Origin of the sequence: Caulobacter sp. CCH9-E1 (assembly GCF_001556515.1) — a bacterium.
Lineage (GTDB): Bacteria > Pseudomonadota > Alphaproteobacteria > Caulobacterales > Caulobacteraceae > Caulobacter.
This window is the reverse complement of the sequence record NZ_LSJA01000365.1, coordinates 15,626-35,750: the sequence shown is the minus strand read 5'-3', so window position 1 is coordinate 35,750 and position 20,125 is coordinate 15,626. Positions and strand designations below refer to the sequence as shown.

The window sequence follows — 20,125 nt, the reverse complement described above, 5'->3', positions numbered from 1 at the left end:
TGCCGCAGGCCATGGCCTCGATCATCACCAGGCCGAAGGGCTCGGGCCAGTCGATGGGGAAGAGCAGGGCGTCGGCCCCCCCCAGGAAGGCGGACTTCTCCGCATCGCCGATCTCGCCGATGAACTCCACCAGAGGCTCGTTGCGGATCAGCGGCTCAATCACGTCGTTGAAGTAGGACCGGTCGGCGGCGTCCACCTTGGCGGCGATCTTCAGCCGCTTGCCGGCGCGCCGCGCGATCTCGATCGCCCGGTCCGGGCGCTTCTCCGGCGAGATGCGGCCCAGGAAGGCGAGATAGCCCTCACTGCGCAGGTGGAAGGTGTAGTGCTCCGGCGGGAAGCCGTGGTGCACGGTCCCGATCCAGTTGGCGAAGGGCAGCGGCTTGCGCTGGTCGTCGCTGATCGAGACCAGCGGGAAGGCTGGCCAGCGGCGGAAGGCCTCCGGCAGGTCCTTCAGGTCGAGGCGCCCGTGCAGGGTGGTCACCGTCTTCTCCGCCAGGTCGGCGAAGATCGGGAAGTGCAGCAGGTCGGTATGGAAGTGGATGACGTCGAAGTCGTCGGCGCGCCGCTTCACCTCGGCGAGCTGCGCCAGGTGCGCGGCGACGTCGGACTTCAGCGGGGCCGGGTCGAGGCGGATCGCCTGGTCGCGCACGGGCACGAGCCTGGCGCGGGTCTGCGCCTCGGCGCTGGCGAACAGGGTCACCTCGTGGCCGAGCGCCACCAGCGCGTCGGTCAGGTGAGCCACCACACGCTCCGTCCCGCCGTACAGCCGCGGCGGAACCGCCTCGTAGAGGGGAGCGACCTGAGCAATCTTCATGCGGTTAATCCCTTCTTCTGAGAAGGGGGCGCAGCCCGCCCCCGGAGTTGCGCGCGCGCAACGCGCTTCACGGCCAAGCTGTTCCGTTAGCTGGGCGCCTCGTGGCCGTCGGTGCGCGCGTATTGAAAGGTGCGGTCGAGCTCGTCGGCCGAGAGCGCCAGGACGACGTCCTTGTCGGCGCTCAGGAGGACGCCAGCGTCCACCTCGATGGGGTCAACGGGGCCATCGAGGTTTGGAACGATGCGCAGCTTGCCCGGCGGCGTGTTCGCGGCGCACTGGCTGCCGGAGATCCAGCCGATCTCCCGGCCCAACCGGTCGCGCACCGTGTCCCCAATCCGCACCTTGCGTCCCTGAGCATCGACGAAACAGACGAGCGGATCGTGCGCCACCGATTGCGCAGCCGGAACGGCGGCCAGCACCGCGAGCGCGCCCGCAAGGCTGACACCGATCCGCGCCGCGCGCCGGTTGCGTCGCCGGCGGGCCGAGGGCCGCACCGTCGTGATCATCTCCCGCATCCTCGACAGAGTTCGACCGGCAGAGCCGGCCGAAGGCTGATCTATGGCGGCGGCGCCGTCGCGCAAGAGATCAAGTGTGGGGTCCCGCGCCGCCCCTCTTGCTGCCAAAAAGACTGCCGCCAAAGGGTGTGCTGGCACGCCTCCAGCCCCCGGCCCCGGCGTTCTGCCGCGGCTCCGTGCCCGCGGCTCGGGGCCGCCTTCCGTCAGCCGCGAGACCGGGGCTGGCCTGCTTCGAGCCTGACCTGCCGAAGCCCTTCCGCATCGAACTCATCGACGTCTTGGAACAGGCGCGGGTCCCGTCGAGTCCTTAGGTCACGTCCCGCCCATCCTTGGGTCGGCGCTCGTCCTCGTCAGTCGCCGTCTCGGGCCCACTCGCGCGAGCCTTTCTGTCCAGCGGCTCGGCCTCGCGCCGCGCGATCAGCACGTAGGCCCCGATCGCGAGCGCCGAAAGGCCGGTGATGGTCCACAGCAGCGGCTCGGCGAGGGGTCTCGAACTGACGGCGAAGCTCGCCATCATTGCGCCCACCAGAACGATAGGGGCGAGGAGGAGGCCGTCGCGCTTCCTCATTCCGCGGCGGCGCGTCCTGACGCGGAGCGGTCGTCCGCTTGGCTCCCGGCCTGTCCCGCCTCGTCGTTCGCCGCGATGGCGCGCACCAGATCGGTGACGCTCTTGCGGATCCCGCGCCGGCGGATGCTCAGGAAGGCTTCCGCCAGCGCCGGCCCGTTCGGCTCCAAGAGAAGGTCCTGCAGGACCGTGTCGTAGACCTGGGCATAGCGCTCGCCCGCGACCTTCGCGGGGTCATGCAGCCCGTCGAAAAAATAGCTGACCGGGACCTCCAGAACCTTGGAGATGCGGAAAAGGGTTGAGGCGCTGATCCGGTTCGCGCCGCGCTCGTACTTCTGGACCTGCTGGAAGGTGAGATCGAGCGCCTCGGCCAGGCTCTGTTGACTGAGGCCAAGCGACTTACGCCGCAGGCGCACGGTGTCGGCGCGCGCCATGTGCCTCCCCCTGGCCGGCCCGGCCTGGCGCCGGGCGGTTGAACACGTGCGCAGCACAGGGCAAGGCACGCCCCACGTATTCCCCAAGGCGGCGAGACAGAGCCCGCCACCCTTGCGGGTGTTGTATTCCGCGGGCCGCCCGACATAGGTCGGCCCAAAGCTGTTCCGCACCTCGGTGCGGGACGCAGACAGGTGATGAAGCCTTCCGCGTCAACTCAGGATTTAGCTCAGCCTGCGCGGGCTGACCAGCAACCTTGCAAACATCCGACTACACGCATCGGGCGCAGGACTTGGCGATACGATCGCAAGCCGTCTAAGTTGAATGGGAGCGGCGTTCCACCCGACGACGACCGTTCGCGGACTCTCCAGTCTGGTGCTCGGCCCCGGCCCCCCCGGGCCGAGCATTCCGGAGGTCAGGCCGCCTTGGCCGCCGACGGTTCACCCTCGCGGGCTTGCTTCAGGACCCGCGCCCACCAGGCCAGGTCGTCGAACATTGTGTCGGCCATCGTCTCCAGATGCGGCAGATCCTTGAGCGCCGTCTCGCCCTTCATCACGGCATAGAAGTCGCCGCCGCCGATGTGCACCGCATGCCGGATCGGCGCCATCTGCAGCTCGATCGCGATCAGGCGCAGCTGCTCCACGGCGCGCGCGCCGCCGACGCTGCCATAGCCCACGAAGGCGACAGGCTTGCGGTTGTACTCGCGGTAGGCGTGGTCCAGGGCGTTCTTCAGCACGCCGGTGGGCCCGCGATTGTACTCGGCCGCGGTCACCAGGTAGCCGTCCAGCTCAGCCATCTTCGCCTGCCATCGCCGGGACTCCGGATGGGGGGACGGCGCATAGGCCGGAGACACCGGATCGGAGAAGAAGGGAAGGGCGTAGTCCTTCAGGTCGACGATCTCGAGGGCGAGGTCGTCGCGGCGCGCCGCCAGCTCGGAGATCCAGGGCGCCACCTTGTCGGCAAACCGGGTCTCGCGGACCGATCCGACGATGAGGCCGATCTTTGGTTTGTCCAAGGCGTCACCTCTGCGTTTCAGGTCAGGCGAATCGATGTAGGTCCCGAGAAGCGCGGCGCAAGCCCGCCGGCCCCTGCACGCCCGGCGCGTCCGATCCCCACCGCCGCTGGCGGGCTTTCGCGGACAACACCAGGGCCTCGAAAAGCCGCCGGAAGGGTCTGCGGTGCAGCAGCAGTTCGGGGTGGAACTGGACCCCGATGCAGAAGTCGCGGTCGGTTCGCTCGATCGCCTGCGGCACGCCATTGGCTTCTCGGGCGCAGATGGTCAGGCCCGCGCCCAGCCGGTCGACGGCCTGGCTGTGGATGGAGTTCACCCATAGCCGCTCGCAGCCCAGGATGGCGTGAAGGCGGCTGCCCGGGGTGATCGAGACGACCTTGCGGAAATGGATCTGTCGAAACCAGTGCTGCGGATAGGGGGTCGGGTGGAAGCGCTCGGCCACGTCCATGTGCAGGGACCCGCCCGCGGCCACGTTCATGAGCTGGGCGCCGCGGCAGATGCCGAGGATCGGCAGGTCTTCGGCCAAGGCGCGCTCGAGCAAGGCCAGCTCCATCTGCTCCCGGGGATGGTCATACCGGTAGCCCGCCTTTGGCAGGGTCTGGAACCGTTTGGGGAACACGTCCGACCCGCCGCTGAGCACGAGGCCGTCCAAGGTCACCCCCTCCCAGGTGGTGGAGCTCAGGCGTACCGGCCGGCCTCCGGCCAGGCGGATCCCCAGGGCGATGGCGAGGTAGGACAGCATGTCGCCGACGCTTGGGCGGGTGACGCCGATGATCGGGCGGTGGCGGTCCATGGGCTCACTCCACCACCAGGCCCCGCGCGTCGGGATCGTATTTGAGTTCCGGCGGCAGCTTGCCGTGGCGGATCAGCGAGGCCACGACGAAGAGCGCGCCGAGGCTGACCAGCGGATCGTCGGAGCGAAAGAGCTCGTTCGGCGCGTTCTTGGCCGTGCGCAGGGCCTCGCGCAGGCGCTGGGCGGCGCGCCCGAGGTCTGGCCCCGCCGCAAGGCCTCGGGCGAGCTCGCGCGAGGCGTCCAACAGCCGGCCGGATTGGAAGAGGTGCACGGATTGGCCCCACGCCTCCCGAAGGCCGGCGAACCCCTCTTCGGAATCCGCGACCTCCTGGATTGCGGAAAGGAGGTGCAGCGCCCCGACCTTGGTGCGTTGGCCAAGCTTGGGAGCGGCCGGGGTCGCCACCCGCCCGGTGACCGCGAGTTCGTAGAGCATCCAGGGAAAGTCGACGCCGGATTCCACCGTGTGGAACAGGCCGGCCCAGAAGCGCGGATTGACCTCGATCAGGAACGGATCGCTCGTCCCGTCCCAGCGGAAGTCGACCTCGACCACCCCTGTCCAGCCGAGCGGGCCGAACAGGGCGTCGGCCGTCGCCAGGAACGGCCGATCGTCGACGGTCTCGCGCAGGACGCCGGCGCCGGCCCCCCGCGGGAATTGCGAGAGGTTGTGGTAGGCGGCGCTCGCCAGCCGGACGCCCTGGTCATACAGCGCGGTCAGGCAGAAATCCTGCCCTGGGATGTAGTCCTGGATGAGCAGGGGCTCGGTCGGGGACGCGAGAGCCTGATTGAGCGCCTCGGCGTCCGACAGCCGTCGCACGCCCCGGCCGCCCACCCCGCGAACGGGCTTGGCGACCAGCGGGAACCGGTCGGGCCGCGCACCGCCGGCGCGGAGCTCGGCGTCCGTCCAGGTGCGCGGTGCGTTGAGCCCCATGGCGTGGGCCGTGCGCATCAGCGCGTCCTTCGGGTCGACCGCGGCGATGGCGTCGATCGGCGGCGCCGCGACCCGAATGTGGGGTGACAGACGCTCGGCGTGCCGCGCGATGATCCTCGTCTCCTGGAAGCAGGGGATGAGCACATAGGGGCGGTCATCCTGGGGCTTGTGGCGGACGATCGCCGCTTCCAGATCGGCGATGAAGCGCTCCGGATGCTCGGCGGCCGGCGCGTGCGTGAAGTGCTTCTTGGCGAACCGGGAAAAGGAGACGGCCGTGAGGCCGACGTCGTCGCAGCCGATCACCTCAACGCCCCGCCGGCCCAAAGAATGGGCGATCGTCAGCGCCATCAGGCTGCGCCCGTAGGTGACGATCACCCGTCCGGACGTTAAGTGTGCGAGCGTCGTGTCCATCTTTTGTCCCGAAGTTGGTTTGGCCGCCCTGGCGCGCAAGAGTGTCACGAAGGCCAAGGCAGGGGCGCTGCCCGCGCCGGGTCGAGGTAGGCCGCCTCGATCGGGCGGGCCTGCGTGTCAAGCCGGATCATGAGCGGATTGGCGTGGGGGATTTCGAGCCTCATGATTTCGGCCTCGGCAAGAGTAAGGAGCAAGCTCAGTAGCGCGCGAAGACTGTTGCCGTGCGCGACGACCAGGACCGTCCCGATGGCGAGGGCCGGGGCCAGCGTATTCCGACGCCAGGCAGAAATCCGTTGCATGACGTCGTAGAGGTTCTCGGTGCGCGGGACGGCCACTCCGCGATAGCGCCGGTCCCGAGCAAGTTCGGCGTGGTCGGGTCCGGCCATCGGCGGCGGACGATCGGTCAAGCCACGGCGCCAGCGCGCCACGGGGTCGGCGCCAAATCGATGCGCCGCCTCATCCTTGTCCATACCGGTAAGGGCGCCGTAGTGCCGTTCGTTCAGCAAGTAGTCCTTCCCTTCAGGCACGAAGGTCTGGTCGCTGGCGTGAAGTACGATCCAGAGTGTTCTTATCGCGCGGGTCAGCATCGAGGTCAAAGCGGTCTCCACGTCGACGCTGTGATCGCGAAGCAACTTACCCGCAGCTTCGGCTTGTGCTTCGCCCGACGAGGTCAGGTCCACATCGGCCCAGCCCGTGAAACGGTTGTCGGCGTTCCATTGACTTTCGCCATGTCGCAGCAGGATCAAGCGGCGCATCGCGTTCGGGCTTGCGGTTCGGTCACCGCGCGCAGACGCCTTCGGAATCCCTACAGCCACCGCTCCGGCGGGACGCCACTTTCGGTTTGGTGGCGTGGTGTGTCACGTCCCTAATGAACCTGACGGAATGGAAGGGCGAGGGTGCATGGACTGGACGCTTGTGTTGACAGGCCTGGGAGGAAGCGCGGCGGCGGGTTTGGCGACAGGCGTCGGGGCCCTCCCCGTCTTCTTCGTCCGCAACTTGTCCCCTCGCCTGGAAGCCGTCTTACTGGGTTTCGCCGCCGGGGTAATGCTCACAGCCGCCTATCTGTCGCTGATGACTCCCGCCCTCTCGCTCGCACGCGTTCATCCCTCTGGCGGCATTGTCGGGCACGCCGAGGTGGTGCTGGGCTTGGCTCTCGGGGCGTTGGCTGTGCAGCAGGTGAACCGTTACGCGCCGCACCAACATTTCGTGATCGGGTTCGAGGGTGTTCCGATAGCATCCCTGCAACGGATGTGGCTGATCGTCTTCGCAATCGCCCTGCACAATATACCTGAAGGCTTGGCCGTGGGCGTCAGTTTCGGCGGTCCTGACATCGCAAACGGAACGAGCGCGGCGCTTGGAATCGGCCTGCAGAACCTGCCCGAGGGCCTGGCGGTCGCTGCGGCCCTGGCGAGCATCAACTACCCCCGTTGGATGGCGTTTTCTGTGGCGTTGCTGACCGGACTCCTGGAGCCCGTTAGCGGCTTTGTGGGCATCGCCATGGTGTCCTGGGTCGAGGGCTTGTTGCCCTGGGCGCTGGCTTTCGCCGCAGGAGCCATGGTCTGGGTCGTCAGCGCCGAGATTATCCCGGAGACCCACAGCAAGGCCCATCAGGGGGCGGCCACCGGCGCCCTGATGGGGGGCCTCATCCTCATGGTGGTGATCGACGCCGCGCTTGGCGGGGCCTGATCCGGGTTTGATGGCCCGTTTAGCGCCGGCAGGCGGCTGGCGGCGGGCTGCAGCAAGGGGCGCCTGCCGGCGCGCGGGATCCCCATCGTAGGGTCGGAGCGCCGATAGGGTTCGCGGTAGCATTTTTTTTGCGACGCTCATCGACGAAGCCTTTTCTTTCAGTCCTTTAGGACCGCTCAGGCCGCTTGTTCTGACATCGAGGGGGAAACGATGGGGAGGCAGATCCGTTTTCCATCGCGATGCTCATGAGCCCGCCCTCCGCCCTGGACCTCAAGGCCGCGAAGATCGCGGCCTTGGTGAACGTCGCTAGCGGCCGTTGCACCCCGTGCGACGGGCGCGGACCTGCGTGCGCGACTGGCGCGCCATGGGCTGAAGCCCGCACATCTGTGGTGCGGGTTGGGCGCGGAACTGGCCTCGGCGCTCGACGAGGTGCTGATCGGCAGACCCGACATCCTCATTGTCTTGGGCGGCGACGGCACGATCCGCACCGCTGCTGAGCGGTGCGACCCCGGGGGACCTCTGCTGATGCCGCCGCACGGGGGGACGATGAACGTGCTGCCGCAGGCGCTCTATGGCGTGCGTACCTGGTGCCATGCGCTCGACGCCGTGGTGGCCCGGCCGCGGGTCCGCACGGTGAGCGGCGCGGAGGCGGCCGGCCAGAAGTTCTTCGCCGCCGCGATCTTCGGCGGTCCCTCCTTGCTGCAGGAAGCGCGCGAGGCGGTTCGGTACGGCGAGTTCCTGGTTGCGGCGCGGAACGGTTTGTCGGCGTTGCGCACGTCGCTCGATCGCGAGCTCATCTGCCTCTGGGACGGTGGCGCTGCCGCCAAGGGCGAGGCGGTTGCCGTCCTCTGCCCGCTGGCCTCACCACGGCTTGGTCCTGGGGAGGCGCGCCTTGAGGCGGCGGTGATCCATCCTGATGGCCCGGTCGACGCCTTGCGAATGGTTCTGAGCGCGGCCTTTCGCGACTGGCGCGCCGATCCGGACGTCAAATGCGCCATGGCCGAAACCATCGAAGTGCTTGGCAATGGTCCGGTCCCGGGTCTGCTCGATGGGGGACGGTTCAGTTTCGAGGGCTCGGTCAAAGTCCGCCTGGTCCCCCGAGCGTTCCTGGCGATGACGCCGGAAGGCTGAACCTGTTAGTGGCGCGCATACCACTCTTGTTGTTGAAGGATTTGGGGTTGCCCGGCAGCGATAGCGCGCCTGGTCGTAGAGTTGGCGGCTTGCTCCGTCGTCATTTGTATCGGCGCCGATGCCGCTTCAACAGGGCTTGGGCTTCCGCGCAAACAGCCGCCGCCCGGCATGGGGCGCGCGGCTGCCTTTGCGCTACCTCAAACTGGGAGCGACCAGCATTGCAGCGGCGGCGACCAAGCCCAGCGTGAGCAGGCCGATCATCCCGACCCGGTCGAGCGTCCGCTCCATCTTTGGGAAAGCGGCCGTCTCCAGCGCGCGGAACGCCTCAGCTTCCCGTCGGCGCAGGTCCGACCCTTCGGCCGAGAGCCAGCGCCGCAGTCCACGGATTGCGTTTCTCATGACCACATCCTCCAAGAGGCAATATGGTGCGAGAGGATCCCGCAGGCATCGTTCGCGAGGCCCTTAGACGGCGCCCAGCGTCAATGCAAATAGGGCGCTGCCCGTGACGCGCAAGGTCCTTTTCTTCAGTTCGTGGCCAGCGTGGCGCGCAGCATCCAGGCGTGCTTCTCGTGGGCCGAAAGCCGATCGTTCAGCAGGTCTACCGTGGCCGCATCGCTCGCGCCTTCGGCGGTCTGGATGGCGGCCTTGATGGCGCCGCAGGTCTGCTCGTGATCCTTGAGAAGATCGCGCAGCATCTCCTGGGCGCTCCATTGCGGATCGCCGTCCTTTACGCCTGTGAGGTTCGCCATGGAGGTGTGACCTTGCGGCGCCAGGGCGCCGAGGGCGCGGATCCGTTCGGCCAGCGCGTCCAGCGAGCCCCAAAGCTCCTTGTACTGCTGCTCGAACAGCTGATGCAGCGCGGGGAACTGCGGGCCGCGGACGTTCCAATGGAAGCCGTGCGTCTTCAGATAGAGCGCGTGCGTGTCGGCCAGCAGCTTGCCTAGCGCCAGGGCGACCTCGCTGGGGCCAGCCGTAGATGCGTCGGCGTGCTGCGTCGCGGTCTTGGACATCTCTTCAGTCAGCATGTTCATCCTCTGAAGGTGCGGCCGCGACGGCGCAGGGTCGGCGCCGCAGCGGCCTTGGTGTTGGAATACGGAACCCTCCGCCCGCCGAGCCGGCGCACATCGCTCGGTCGCAGCGGCGCCAGCCATCGGGGACGCAAAGGTTCAGCTTCATCCTCTGCCAGGCAGATGGGTTTCACCCGCCCGTTGGGGCGCAGCGGCATCTGTCGTGCGAGGTTTTATCTAGGGCGCGCGGCGGCCTCTTCAATCGTCTCCGGCCCGTCGGAGCGCGCGCTCTGGGTATGCTGCGCCGCTCGGTCGGTCGTGCCGAGTGCTGGCTCCGGCCTGGCGACGCTGCGGGTCCGCCAGACGGAATAGCCCATCCCGCCGAATAGCACGATCAGGGTGACAGCGAGCGAGACCAATGGGTCGATCTTTCCGACGAGGGCGTTGTAGAAGATTTTCCCGCCGGCCAGCGCGAGCAGTAAGCCCATCGCGGTTCTCAGGTGCTCCAGCCGGTTGATGACGTCCGCAAGCGCGAAGTAGAGGGCGCGAAGGCCGAGCACGGCGAAGATGTTCGACGTGTAGACCAAGTAGGGGTCCGTGGTGACCGCGAAGATCGCCGGCACGCTGTCGACGGCGAACATGACATCGCTGAGCTCGATGAGCAAAAGCGCCAGGAACAGGGGAGTGGCGGTCCAGCGGCCCGTGGCGCCGCGCACGAAGAACCGATTTCCCTGCAGGTCCGCCGTTACCGGCAGCCGGCGGACCAGGATCCGGTATAAGGGGGTGGGGGTCAGCGCCTCGGACGTATGGCTACGCGGGCGGCTGAGCCGCCAGCCTGCATAGAGTAGGAAGGCGCCGAACAACGGCAGCACCCAGGCGAACTCGTGCACGAGCGCAGCGCCCAGGCCGATCAACAGCGCTCGCAGGGCCAGCACGCTCAGTATGCCCCAGAAGAGCACGCGATGCTGCAGTTCCCGCGGCACCATCAGCGTGCCGAAGATGGCCGAGATGATAAAGAGGTTGTCGAGAGATAGGCTCTTCTCAAGCAGATAACCGCTGAAGAAGGCCGCGCCGGCGTCTGAGCCGAGCGTCGCCCAGGTCCACACCCCGAAAGCGATCGCCACCAGGATGTAGGCCGCGCTCAAGAAGAGGCTTTCTTTGAGCGGGATCTCGCGGCTTCTGCGATGCAGAACGCCCAGGTCGAAGGCGAGGAGGCAGACCACAACGGTCAAAAAGATGGCCCACAGCCACAACGGCTTATCGAGGAATTCAGCGGTCCAGGTCATGTCATCGTTCGCTTCCGCTGCGCGCGCTCGATGCGCGCGCTGTTATGAGCCTTGCGGGAGTCGGCTTCCGCGCTGCGATTGATCGGGTCAAGCGTTTGCTGCGCATCGAGTTCGCGCGCCCGGCGCAAAGTCGTGAGCTCGCGCGCATCCGGCCTTGCCGCTCCGGCTAGGGGAGAGTGTCAAATGCGCCCTGGCTCTCGAGTTGAGCGCGCCGCCGCGCAATATGTTGTCTCGTCCCGCTTCCCTTCCCGCTGAGCAGTGACGAGCCGGGCGGGCGTCACTCGGTGAGCCGCTGCAGCAGGTCCTCAGGCGGTCGCGTGACCAGGATGAGCTCAAGGTTCAAGCGCCGGCCGCGGCGGAAGAACTCAAGGGTTATCGTATCGCCTGGACGCTTGCGCGTGACGGCGCGCGTGACGGCCTCGGCGTTCTCGGCGTCGCGACCGTCCACCTTGAGGATGGCGTCACCGGGCTTGAGTCCCGCCACCGCCGCCGGCCCGCCGGGGGTGACGCTGGCCACCAACGCGCCCCGGGCCTCTGGCAGTCCAAGGGCGGCGGCCGCGTCGGCGCTGATGTCCTGTAGGGCGGCGCCCATGTAGCCGCGCTCGATCGGCCGCCGCGCTATCAGCCGTCCGGACACCGACCGCGCGGTCTCAGCCGGGATGGCGAATCCGATCCCCACATTGCCCCCGGACGGCGAGAGGATAGCTGTGTTGACGCCAACGAGCCGCCCTTGCGTGTCGAAGCTGGGTCCGCCCGAGTTGCCGCGGTTGATCGGCGCGTCGATCTGCACGTAGTCGACGAACGCCGAGCCCAGATCGCGGCCGTAAGCCGAAACAATCCCGGCGGTCGCCGTAGCGCCCAAACCGAAGGGGTTGCCGATGGCGATGACCCAGTCGCCGACCTTCGGCGCGCCGGCGCGCTGCAAGTCCACATAGCTGAAGCGTCCGCCAGAAACCTTCAGCACGGCTAGGTCCGTGGCCGGGTCGCTGCCGATGAGCCGCGCCTTGAGGCGACGTTCGTTGTGCAGCACGACTTCGACGCGCTCGGCGCCTTCGACCACATGGTGATTGGTCAAGACATAGCCGTCGGCGCTGATGAAGAAGCCGGAACCGGACGACATGCGCCGGGTGGGCGGTATGAACTCGGGCTGGAAGAACGGCAGGTCGGGAACGACCAGGATCGGCGGGGACGGCGCACCCTCGGCATAGATCGACACCACGGCGGGGGCGACGCGCTCGATCACCGGAGCAAAAGTGTCTGGGGCGCTGGTGCGCGTCGTCGGCCCAGCGGCGGGGCCCATTTGGCCTACGACCGACCGGTGAGTCGTGATCAAAGCCCCAAAGAGCGCCGCGGCCAATAGGGCGAGCGCGAGGGCGAGGACCTTCCAAATTCTTGGCGTCACGGCGCGAGATCCAGTCGTCAAGATCGTCGGGCTTAGGTTAGCAGCTTGGGGGGAGCGTCGCAAAGGGCCGTGATGCGCGGCGCCTCAGCCAAGCCGATCGACAGCCTTTTATCCCGACGCGTAGCATCTCCCCGTGGTCGCTTTGGAGCGGCTTCAGCATCGATACTTCCCAAGACGCGCCGGCCTGCAGGCATGCCTGATTTTCGGCCGCACCGGCGGACAAACCGGTGTGGTGGAGATAACAACAAGGTCCGCGCTACTCGCTCGACCACGCTCGTATCGGGATCGAGCGGGCAAGTTAAGTCCCGTGCGCTGTTACTTGTTTGGCCGGCTGGTCGACCTAGTTCGTTATCTGCAGCGTTCCAAGCGGCAAGGGAATTTGAATGCCGTCGTCCGCGCCGGCGTTGGCGCTGCGGCGCGTCCGGGCGCCCGTGGGACGAGCGCCTGAGGTCGTCGAGTCCCCTCAGTGCAGGCCGCGCTGTCACGTCGGGGGACTCGACCGACCGATATCCCGACCGCGATGGAGCATGCGATGGATCAGCTCTCGGCGGCACGAACGATCAAGGTATTGTCCCTCAACCGCCGCAGGGCTGGCTCGCTTCGACCTTCGGTGGGCTCGCGCCGCTTGTGGGCCTCAAGACCAGATGAACGCGCTCTGTGGCTAGATTTTACGGGAACCCTGCAGCCAGGTGCTGTGAGACGCGGAGGTCATTCCTCCACCAGCCGCTACCGCGTTTCGTCGTTTCCGTCAGTAGAGCGGCGGAGTTAGGCTTGTCGTCGTACGGGAGAGCTGGAGCCATGGGGAACCGAAGCGCGAGCGATTGGATGTGGTCGGAAGCCATTCAGATGTTGGCTCGCGCCGACCGGCTGCACCGAGAGGCGTTTCGTCCCGTCACAAGTCCGCGCACCGCCTACTGGGAACCGCCGATCGACCTCTTGGAGACGGCCAGCGACGTGCAGATCGTCGCGGCCCTTCCCGGAGTCGATCCTAGCGGCGTGCAAGTCTTCATCGACGGCGACGCTCTGATGATCACTGGGCGCCGCGATCCGTCGCCGGGCATGCGCCGCGGGGTGATCCATCACATGGAGCTGCCGCAAGGCCAGTTCGCCCGCCGGGTGCCGCTCCCCGCCGGACACTACGGCCGGATCGACTGGCAGGCGGAGAATGGGTGTCTGACAGTCACATTGCGCAAAGCAGGGCAGAACCGATGAACGGCGAACAGTCCATCAACGGCGCGCGAAACCTGCCGGACGACACGGTCGTCGTCGTTCCAGTGTCCAACGTCATCTTCCCGGGCGTCGTGTTCCCGATCGTGCTCGACCGTCCGAGCTCGGTCGCGGCCGCCCAGCAGGCGCTCCGCGAACAGCATCCCCTCGTCCTCGCGCTGCAACAGGACGTCCAGGCGCCCGATCCGGGGCCACAGTCCCTGCATCGCATGGGGACTTTGGCCAACGTCCTGCGCTACGTCACCGGGCCCGATGGGGCGCCTCACGTGGCTTGCCAGGGCGTCGAACGGTTCGAGATCAACGAATGGGTGGAGGGGTTCCCCTTCCTCGTCGCCCGCGGCCGCCGCATTCCTGAACCGGAGGCCGAGGGCGCGGAGATCGAGGCGCGCTTCCTGCATCTGCGCAGCCAGGCGCTGGAGGCGCTGCAGCTCCTTCCGCAGTCCCCGCCCGGTGAACTGGTGGCGGCGGTGGAAGGCGCCAGTTCGCCGGCGGCGCTTGCAGACCTTGTCGCCGCCTATCTCGACCTGCAGCCGCCGGAGAAGCAGCAGATCCTGGAGGCGGTCGATCTTGAGTCGCGGCTCGACAAGGTTTCGGCCTTCCTCGCCCAACGGCTCGAGGTCCTGCGGCTGACCAGCGAGATCGCCCAACGCACGCGCCAGTCCCTCGGGGAGCGCCAGCGCGAGACGCTGCTGCGCGAGCAGATGGCCGCGATCCAGCGCGAGCTGGGCGAAGGCGAACGCGAGGAGCTGTTCGAGCTCGAAGCGGCGATCGAGAACGCCGATATGCCGGAGGAGGTGGTGCAGCAGGCGCGCAAGGAGCTGCGCCGGCTGGCCCGGACCCAGGAAGCCGCGGCCGAGTACGGGATGGTGCGCACCTATCTCGAATGGCTGGTGGAGCTGCCCTGGGGCGTTCCTGAGGCCGCGCCCATCGACTTAGCCGAAGCTCGCCTCATCCTGGACGAGGACCACTTCGGGCTGGAGAAGATCAAGCAGCGGATCATCGAGCACTTGGCGGTCCGGCGACTGGCGCCGGAAGGCAAGGCGCCGATCCTGTGCTTTGTCGGCCCGCCCGGCGTCGGCAAGACCTCCCTCGGCCAATCCATCGCGCGGGCCATGCATCGGCCTTTCGTGCGGGTCAGTCTTGGCGGGGTGCACGACGAGTCCGAGATCCGCGGCCATCGGCGCACCTACGTCGGCGCCCTGCCGGGCAACATCATCCAGGCGATCCGCAAGGCCGGCCGGCGCGACTGCGTCCTGATGCTGGACGAGATCGACAAGATGAGCGCCGGCATACACGGCGATCCGTCGGCGGCCCTGCTCGAGGTGCTCGATCCGGAGCAGAACGTCGCCTTCCGCGACAACTACCTGGCCGTTCCGTTCGACCTCAGCCGCGTCGTCTTCATCGCCACGGCCAACATGCTGGACACCCTCCCAGGTCCGCTCCGCGACCGCATGGAGATCATCCAGCTCTCGGGCTACACGGCCGGTGAGAAGCGGCAGATCGCCGAGCGCTACCTGGTCCGCCGCCAGCTGGAGGCGAACGGCCTTACCGCCGCACAGGTCCAAATCGAGCCTGCGGCGCTGGAGGCCCTGATCGCGCGCTATACGCGCGAGGCCGGGGTGCGGTCCCTGGAGCGGGAGATCGGCCGGGTGTTGCGCCACGTGGCGGTCCGGTTCGCCGAAGGCCACACCGAGCCGGTCCGCATCGGCCCGACCGACCTCGAGCCGATCCTGGGCCCGCCGCGGGTGGAGAACGAGGTGGCGATGCGCACCAGCGTGCCGGGCGTCGCCACAGGTCTCGCCTGGACCCCGGTGGGCGGCGAGATCCTGTTCATCGAGGCCACCCGCACCCCGGGCGAGGGTCGCCTGATCCTGACCGGCCAGCTCGGCGAGGTCATGCGGGAGAGCGCGCAGACCGCGCTCAGCCTGGTGAAGAGCCGGGCTGAAGCGCTGGGGGTCACGCCGTCGCTCTTCAAGGAGAGCGACATCCACATCCACGTGCCGGCAGGCGCCACGCCCAAGGATGGGCCGAGCGCCGGCGTCGCCATGACCATGGCGCTGATCTCGCTGCTTACCGAGCGGACCGTGCGCAGCGACACGGCGATGACCGGCGAGATCAGCCTGCGGGGCCTGGTGCTGCCCGTCGGCGGCATCAAGGAGAAGGTCGTGGCCGCTGCGACGGCAGGCGTTCGGCGGGTGCTGCTGCCGGCGCGCAACCGGGCCGACGAGCGCGACATTCCGGAGGAGACGCGCCAAACGCTCGAACTGATCTGGCTGGAGCGGATCGAGGATGCGATCGAAGCGGGGTTGGATCCGCGGCGTGGGGACGTGCGCCAGACGCAGGTCCGGGCGGCGAGCTAGGAGGAAGGACGATGGCCGAGGTCGTCAAACTGAAAGCGGGCGACGCCTTGCCCCAGGCGGGCGAATTTCTGGTGGTGACCCGGCTCAGTCGTCCGCGCGTTTTCGAGTATTTCATCGACGTCAGCCCAGCGCTGGAGCCGATGGTCGGCCGGCGCCTGCCCCCGGGCGGGCCCGGGTACGCGAGCCTGGAGACCGCGCTGCACGCGGCGCAGGAGCTGGCCGAACAGAATCATGTGCCGACCATCTATGTGCAGCACGAATCGATCCTGGTGCGGCCCTACTACCCTGGGCTCAACCTTCCGTAGGAAGCCGCCCGCGGCCAATCAGGCCGCCAGGCGCTCCACCCATCCGCGGAGGACGCCCAGGTCGGCCACGCCGGATTGGCGCGCCGCCACCTGACCCTTCTGGAAAGCGAACAGCGCAGGGATCCCCTGGACGCCGTATTGCGCGGCAAGGTCCGGGTTCTCGTCGACATTGATCTTCACGAACCGGGCCCGCGGCTCGAGCGCCTGGGCGGCCCGCTCGAAGATCGGCGCCATGGCCCGGCAGGGCCCGCACCAGGGCGCCCAGAAGTCTACGATCACCGGCACATCGGAGTTTTGAAGGTGTTTGCGCGCCCGATCGCCGCTCAGTTCGATGGGGGCGTGCGGGAAGAGCTTGGCGTGACAGCGCCCGCACTTGGCCGCGTCGGCCGGCCGGTCGGCAGGCACGCTATTGGTGCTGTCGCAGTTGGGACAGACAACACGGCGTCTCTCGGCCATCTCATCCTCCCGTGTCTTGGCTGCATCACACCTTAGTTCGGTCCGCCAAGCCGCGCCAGCCACGCCGCGCGTGCGGCTGTCTTGTCCAGACGCGCGGCCGCTCTAGTTTTCAGGGAAGGGGCGGCGAGAGCGAACGCCGGCCTGCAGCGACATGTGTGGCTAAGGAGTACAGGGCAATGCGTGGAGATTCGGAGGTCCGACGCGATGTCGAGGCCCAGTTGGCGTGGGAGCCGGGTCTCGTCGATGACGATATCGCAGTGAGCGTCAAGGATGGTGTCGTCACCCTGGCGGGGTTCGTCAATAGCTACGCCGATTATTATGCGGCGGAGGCCGCAGCCAAGCGTATCAAGGGCGTGCAGGCGATCGCCAATGAGATCGCCGTTCGGCTGCCGGATGTCGATCAACGACCTGACCCCGAAATCGCCCGGGACGCCGTCGCAGCGTTGAAGCGAAGTTTGCCGACCATCGCCGAGCGGATCAAGGTTGTGGTCAAGAACGGCGACATCAGCCTGCAGGGCGATGTGGAGTGGAAGTTCCTCAAGGATTGGGCTGAGCGCGCGGTGCGCGACATCAAAGGGGTTCGCGCGGTCGCCAATGCAATCCTTGTCAAGCCCAAGGTTCAGCCCATCGACCTGAAAAAAAAGATCCAGGAAGCCTTCTTGCGGAGCGCCGAGGTCGACGCCCAGCATGTGATCGTCGAGGCCGATGGGAGCCAGGTCACTCTCAAGGGTCATGTCCGCTCTTGGGCGGAGCGGCAGGAGGCGGAACGCCAAGCCTGGTCGGCGCCCGGTGTCACGGAGGTCCGCAATGAACTGACGATCGATCCTTGGCCGTTCGCAGCCCAGGCGCTCTAGCCTGCGCGCGGACATCGCCAAACATGGTCGCGCGGGCGATCAGGCGTGGAAGGCAAGGAACTGAAAAGGATGAGCTTTGGAGACGCGCACAGCCATGGAGGTGCCGAACATGAACTGGTCTGACCATACCATCGCCAGGAGCCAATGGCAGGCGTTCTGCGATCAACTCACCCGCCAACTTGAAGGCGCTCAAGCCGAGATCGAGGTGGCCAGCCTGGGGCTCGGCGACCAGATTCAGGCGCAATGGGTGTCGCTGGTCGGCGTGGCTTACGATCCGAAAGACGACATCCTGGAGGTCGCCGTCGAAGGTCTCGACCATATCATCCGGGCGCCGACCGCACTGACCGCGCAGCGGGAAGGGGCCATGGTGGAGAGCCTGGCTGTCGACACGCGTACAGGCGAGCGGCATATCGTCAAATTCAGACGCCCGCTCAGCCTTCCCCCGCCGGAAGGGAGCGCTGCATGACGGACGCCGATACGGGTTCGGGCGCGTCGCTGGCGGGGCCATGGCGCGGGGTGTTGGCCGGCGACAAGGACGCCTACCGGCGCGCTGTCGAGCCGCACCTGCCCGAGCTCCTGGCCGCCGCGGCTCGCGAACTGCGCTACCGCCGCGCGGTGGGCGATCTGCGACCCCAGGACCTGACAGCTGACGAGCTGGTGGGCGAGACCCTGGCGCGAGGCTGGCGTGATCGCGCGCGCAAACCCGCTGGGCTAGAGGTGCGAGCTTGGCTGTTGGGCCTGGAGTTCAAGGTGCTTGAGTCGATCGTCCGCTCCGAACGACGGGCCCGGAAGCTGGCTGGCGTTTCGCTCGAGGCTTCAGTCGAGGAGGAGGCGCAGGCGCTGGACGCCTCGGACGAGGCTTTGTGGGAGTGGTACCAGCCGGACGACCTCCTGCGTTGGGAGGACACGATCCCGGCGCATGACGTCACGCCCGCGGACCTGGACGCAGCAGACGCCTATGCCTTGAGCCGGCAGGAACGCGAAGCCCTGGTCTTGGTCGTCGAGCATCAGTTCAGTCTAAAGGCGGTATCCATGGTGATGAATCTTCCACCCGACCAGGCGCTGCGCTTGCTTCAGGGCGCTGAGCGTCGGGTGGCCGCAGGCCGGCTGGCGGCAGAAGGCGCCAAGCGCCCGGTGACCATGGAACCGCGACCGGTGCGCGTCAAAGGTTCCACTCGGCATCGACCTCGCTCCATCTCCCCATCGGATTGTCTCAGCCGCAAGGACTAAGCTAATGGTCGTAAGAACGTTTGCCGTTGCTGTTGTCGGGGGCGTGGCAGCGGTCACATCGGCGGCCGCCCAGCAGCCGATCTCGGCTCGCCAGTGTTTCTGGAGCCACCAGGTCAATAGTTTCGCCGCGCAGGGCGACCGGCTTGTGAACCTGCGCGTGGGGGTTAAGGACTATTTTCAACTGGAACTCATGGGACCGTGCCCGGATGTGGACTGGACTCAGAAGATCGCTCTCGTGTCGCGCGGCGGCTCCACGATCTGCTCGGGTCTGGACGCGGAGATCGTGACGCCGTCGCCCATTGGGCCGCAGAAATGCCCGGTGAAGAGCGTTCGGAAATTGACGCCAACCGAGGTGGCGGCGCTCCCGAAGGGGGCCAAGCCCTAGCCGGTGTCTGCTGGACCTTGATCGCGGCTGGGCGGCTCGAGGCCGTCCGGATCGTGCGGCTGGACGAGGGTTGGCGGGTCGCTGGCCGGGAATGTCTCGTCCAGCGCTTCATCCAGCAATCTGTCGATCCGCTCCGCGGCCGCAGGCGCTTGGGGCTCGCCTGACAGGGGTGGCCAGAGCAGGTCGGCGGCTTGGCGCGCCATTTCGGCCTCCTCATTGGTAGGGATCACCCAGATCGCCACGCTGCTCGCGCGCGAATCAATGCGTCGTTCACCCTCCGCTGCATTCAGCTGCGGGTCGAGATCGACGCCGAGCCAGGCAAGGCGGCGGCAAATGCGCGCCCTCACCTCCGAGTTGTGCTCGCCGACGCCGCCGGTGAACACCAGCCCGTCCAAACCCCCGAGCGTGGCCGCCATGCTCCCGATCGCCTGGACGGCGCGATAGACGAAGAGTTCCACCGCAAGTGCAGCCGCTTCCGCATCGCTGTGCACGAGTTCTCGAAGATCGCCCGAGACGCCCGAGACGCCAAGCAGGCCTGAGCGGCGGTAAAGTAGCGCCTCGACGCCCTCCGGCGTCAGACCCCCGTGGCTGAGCAGATGCAGGATGACGCCAGGGTCGAGGCTCCCGCACCGCGTCGCCATCACCAGGCCATCCAGCGGGCTGAAGCCCATGGTGGTGTCGATGCCTCTTCCGCCCGCCACGGCGCACAGGCTCGCACCAGCTCCGAGGTGGGCGGCGACGATGCGCGCCGGCGCGAGCGCGGCGTCGATCTGACGCAGGCGTCGGACGAGGTGAGCGTAGGAAACGCCATGGAATCCGTAGCGTCTCACACCCTTGGCGCTGATCTCGCGGGGGATGGCGAAAATGCGCGCGCACTCGGGCATGGTGGCGTGGAAGCTGGTGTCGAAGCAGGCCACCGGCGTGGCCTGGGGGAGGCGGCTGCGCGCCAGGCGAAGCAATTCGAGGCCCGCCGGTTGATGCAGCGGCGCGCGCGGCGCCAGCGCCTCAAGCTCGGTCTCGATCCCAGGCGTGACGACCGTCGGCCCTGATCGTTCGCCGCCATGGACGATCCGGTGCGCCACGACCGATGGCCGTTCCTTCGCGGGCCGCCGCCCCACCCAGGCCAACACCCGTTCGAGCGCGCCCGCATGGTCGGGCGCCTCCGGGCCAGGGGTCCAGGCGGCGCTGATCAGCGTTTCGCCGCTGCTGTCGCGCCCGACCAGGTGCGCCTGGGTCGAGAGGTTCTCGGCCGCGCCCCGCACGGTCTCGACCAGGCGGCGCCCGCGGCGTCGGTAAAGGCCGAAGGCGGCGGCCAGCGACCCCACC

23 protein-coding genes are annotated in these 20,125 nt (G+C 67.7%); 9 read left to right on the top strand and 14 right to left on the bottom strand.

What is annotated here, in order from left to right:
* The 8 genes from AX690_RS20475 to AX690_RS20440 all read right to left on the bottom strand — a co-directional run.
* A partial coding sequence (locus AX690_RS20475; RefSeq protein ID WP_066680625.1) for a glycosyltransferase family 4 protein occupies nucleotides 1-814 on the bottom strand: 814 nt, incomplete at its 3' end.
* Nucleotides 815-900: 86 nt separating this feature from the next.
* Nucleotides 901-1,320, bottom strand: a complete 420-nt coding sequence (locus tag AX690_RS20470) for a hypothetical protein (RefSeq protein WP_066680626.1) — start codon at nucleotides 1,318-1,320, stop codon at nucleotides 901-903.
* A 316-nt stretch (nucleotides 1,321-1,636) separates the two neighbouring features.
* Complete coding sequence (locus tag AX690_RS20465) at nucleotides 1,637-1,846, bottom strand: hypothetical protein (RefSeq protein ID WP_156449744.1); 210 nt, start codon at nucleotides 1,844-1,846, stop codon at nucleotides 1,637-1,639.
* A 47-nt stretch (nucleotides 1,847-1,893) separates the two neighbouring features.
* Nucleotides 1,894-2,328, bottom strand: a complete 435-nt coding sequence (locus tag AX690_RS20460; RefSeq protein WP_066680630.1) for a helix-turn-helix domain-containing protein — start codon at nucleotides 2,326-2,328, stop codon at nucleotides 1,894-1,896.
* A 413-nt stretch (nucleotides 2,329-2,741) separates the two neighbouring features.
* Nucleotides 2,742-3,341: an NADPH-dependent FMN reductase gene (locus AX690_RS20455; protein ID WP_066680631.1), complete on the bottom strand. Its 600-nt coding sequence runs from the start codon at nucleotides 3,339-3,341 to the stop codon at nucleotides 2,742-2,744.
* 22 nt (nucleotides 3,342-3,363) lie between these two features.
* Nucleotides 3,364-4,131 (bottom strand): gamma-glutamyl-gamma-aminobutyrate hydrolase family protein, encoded by a 768-nt coding sequence (locus AX690_RS20450; protein ID WP_066680632.1) that lies wholly within the window; start codon nucleotides 4,129-4,131, stop codon nucleotides 3,364-3,366.
* A 4-nt stretch (nucleotides 4,132-4,135) separates the two neighbouring features.
* Nucleotides 4,136-5,470, bottom strand: a complete 1,335-nt coding sequence (locus AX690_RS20445; protein WP_231732261.1) for an ATP-grasp domain-containing protein — start codon at nucleotides 5,468-5,470, stop codon at nucleotides 4,136-4,138.
* 44 nt (nucleotides 5,471-5,514) lie between these two features.
* Entirely contained in the window at nucleotides 5,515-6,225 is a 711-nt protein-coding gene (locus tag AX690_RS20440; protein ID WP_066680634.1) for a 2,3-diphosphoglycerate-dependent phosphoglycerate mutase, read from the bottom strand.
* Between the two features lie 145 nt (nucleotides 6,226-6,370).
* Between AX690_RS20440 and AX690_RS20435 the strand changes: the two genes are divergently transcribed.
* Together AX690_RS20435 and AX690_RS20430 are read left to right on the top strand one after the other, a co-directional pair.
* Nucleotides 6,371-7,156: a ZIP family metal transporter gene (locus AX690_RS20435; RefSeq protein WP_066680639.1), complete on the top strand. Its 786-nt coding sequence runs from the start codon at nucleotides 6,371-6,373 to the stop codon at nucleotides 7,154-7,156.
* 396 nt (nucleotides 7,157-7,552) lie between these two features.
* On the top strand, nucleotides 7,553-8,287 hold the full coding sequence (locus tag AX690_RS20430; RefSeq protein ID WP_066680641.1) for a diacylglycerol kinase family protein: 735 nt from the start codon (nucleotides 7,553-7,555) through the stop codon (nucleotides 8,285-8,287).
* A gap of 192 nt (nucleotides 8,288-8,479) precedes the next feature.
* Here the strand turns inward: AX690_RS20430 and AX690_RS20425 are convergent, their stop codons facing one another.
* The 4 genes from AX690_RS20425 to AX690_RS20410 all read right to left on the bottom strand — a co-directional run bounded on the left by AX690_RS20425 (nucleotide 8,480) and on the right by AX690_RS20410 (nucleotide 11,823).
* Entirely contained in the window at nucleotides 8,480-8,686 is a 207-nt protein-coding gene (locus AX690_RS20425; protein WP_066680643.1) for a hypothetical protein, read from the bottom strand.
* 125 nt (nucleotides 8,687-8,811) lie between these two features.
* On the bottom strand, nucleotides 8,812-9,312 hold the full coding sequence (locus AX690_RS20420; protein WP_082769784.1) for a Dps family protein: 501 nt from the start codon (nucleotides 9,310-9,312) through the stop codon (nucleotides 8,812-8,814).
* Nucleotides 9,313-9,527: 215 nt separating this feature from the next.
* Nucleotides 9,528-10,580, bottom strand: coding sequence for a TerC/Alx family metal homeostasis membrane protein (locus AX690_RS20415; protein WP_082769783.1), 1,053 nt, complete (start codon nucleotides 10,578-10,580; stop codon nucleotides 9,528-9,530).
* A gap of 277 nt (nucleotides 10,581-10,857) precedes the next feature.
* A complete protein-coding gene (locus tag AX690_RS20410) occupies nucleotides 10,858-11,823 on the bottom strand; it encodes a S1C family serine protease (RefSeq protein ID WP_066680645.1) in 966 nt (321 codons plus the stop codon).
* A 1,005-nt stretch (nucleotides 11,824-12,828) separates the two neighbouring features.
* Here AX690_RS20410 and AX690_RS20405 point away from each other — a divergent pair.
* The 3 genes from AX690_RS20405 to AX690_RS20395 are packed head-to-tail and all read left to right on the top strand — an operon-like array spanning nucleotide 12,829 to nucleotide 15,874.
* Nucleotides 12,829-13,194: an Hsp20/alpha crystallin family protein gene (locus tag AX690_RS20405; RefSeq protein ID WP_231732260.1), complete on the top strand. Its 366-nt coding sequence runs from the start codon at nucleotides 12,829-12,831 to the stop codon at nucleotides 13,192-13,194.
* Entirely contained in the window at nucleotides 13,191-15,569 is a 2,379-nt protein-coding gene (gene lon, locus AX690_RS20400) for an endopeptidase La (RefSeq protein ID WP_082769781.1), read from the top strand. The genes AX690_RS20405 and lon overlap by 4 nt, the downstream gene beginning before the upstream one ends.
* Nucleotides 15,570-15,580: 11 nt before the next feature.
* Entirely contained in the window at nucleotides 15,581-15,874 is a 294-nt protein-coding gene (locus tag AX690_RS20395; protein WP_066680656.1) for a hypothetical protein, read from the top strand.
* An 18-nt stretch (nucleotides 15,875-15,892) separates the two neighbouring features.
* Here AX690_RS20395 and trxC read toward each other — a convergent pair whose 3' ends face one another.
* Nucleotides 15,893-16,330, bottom strand: coding sequence for a thioredoxin TrxC (gene trxC, locus AX690_RS20390; RefSeq protein ID WP_012520277.1), 438 nt, complete (start codon nucleotides 16,328-16,330; stop codon nucleotides 15,893-15,895).
* Nucleotides 16,331-16,506: 176 nt separating this feature from the next.
* Between trxC and AX690_RS20385 the strand changes: the two genes are divergently transcribed.
* The 4 genes from AX690_RS20385 to AX690_RS20370 all read left to right on the top strand — a co-directional run bounded on the left by AX690_RS20385 (nucleotide 16,507) and on the right by AX690_RS20370 (nucleotide 18,799).
* On the top strand, nucleotides 16,507-17,184 hold the full coding sequence (locus tag AX690_RS20385) for a BON domain-containing protein (RefSeq protein ID WP_066680657.1): 678 nt from the start codon (nucleotides 16,507-16,509) through the stop codon (nucleotides 17,182-17,184).
* Nucleotides 17,185-17,278: 94 nt separating this feature from the next.
* On the top strand, nucleotides 17,279-17,650 hold the full coding sequence (locus AX690_RS20380) for a DUF5335 domain-containing protein (RefSeq protein ID WP_231732259.1): 372 nt from the start codon (nucleotides 17,279-17,281) through the stop codon (nucleotides 17,648-17,650).
* Complete coding sequence (locus AX690_RS20375) at nucleotides 17,647-18,414, top strand: RNA polymerase sigma factor (protein WP_066680658.1); 768 nt, start codon at nucleotides 17,647-17,649, stop codon at nucleotides 18,412-18,414. The genes AX690_RS20380 and AX690_RS20375 overlap by 4 nt, the downstream gene beginning before the upstream one ends.
* A gap of 4 nt (nucleotides 18,415-18,418) precedes the next feature.
* A complete protein-coding gene (locus AX690_RS20370) occupies nucleotides 18,419-18,799 on the top strand; it encodes a DUF6491 family protein (RefSeq protein ID WP_066680660.1) in 381 nt (126 codons plus the stop codon).
* Here AX690_RS20370 and AX690_RS20365 read toward each other — a convergent pair.
* Entirely contained in the window at nucleotides 18,796-20,124 is a 1,329-nt protein-coding gene (locus AX690_RS20365) for an acetate/propionate family kinase (RefSeq protein WP_066680662.1), read from the bottom strand. The genes AX690_RS20370 and AX690_RS20365 overlap by 4 nt on opposite strands.
* Between the last annotated feature and the right edge of the window lies 1 nt (nucleotide 20,125).